This is a genomic window from [Mycobacterium] manitobense (genome assembly GCF_025821665.1).
In the GTDB taxonomy this organism is placed as follows: domain Bacteria; phylum Actinomycetota; class Actinomycetes; order Mycobacteriales; family Mycobacteriaceae; genus Mycobacterium; species Mycobacterium arseniciresistens.
In genome coordinates this window covers 1-350 of the sequence record NZ_JACKSJ010000260.1, presented here as the reverse complement: position 1 = coordinate 350, position 350 = coordinate 1, and the positions used below count along the sequence as shown (strand labels likewise).

General features: G+C 70.3%; 1 pseudogene. It reads left to right on the top strand.

What is annotated here, in order from left to right:
* Positions 1-14 precede the first annotated feature (14 nt).
* A pseudogene (locus tag H7I41_RS29175) lies at positions 15-350 on the top strand (MlaD family protein); the annotation flags it as partial.

Sequence of the window (350 nt, the reverse complement as noted above, 5' to 3'; positions counted from 1 at the left end):
GCAACGCCTTCGCGGTGTCCACCGTGCAGCTGGTCGAGAACGGGGACGGGCCGCCGTTGCGGGCCGGTGACGTCATCACCGCCGACACCGCGTTGCCCACCCAGCTGTTCCAGACCACGTTGGCCAAGGTCCGCGAACTCGTCGCCGCGGTGGGGCGGCCCGGCACCGATCACACCCTGGGCGTGCTGCGCACGATCGCCGACGCGACCGCCGGTAGGGGTCCCGAACTGACCTCGGCGGCACAGGGTCTCAATCGGATCGTCACCGAGATGAACGAGTTGCGCACCGACGGCACCGGGGAGTCGACGCTGCAGACCTGGAACTCGGCGATCGACGCACTCGGGGCCACC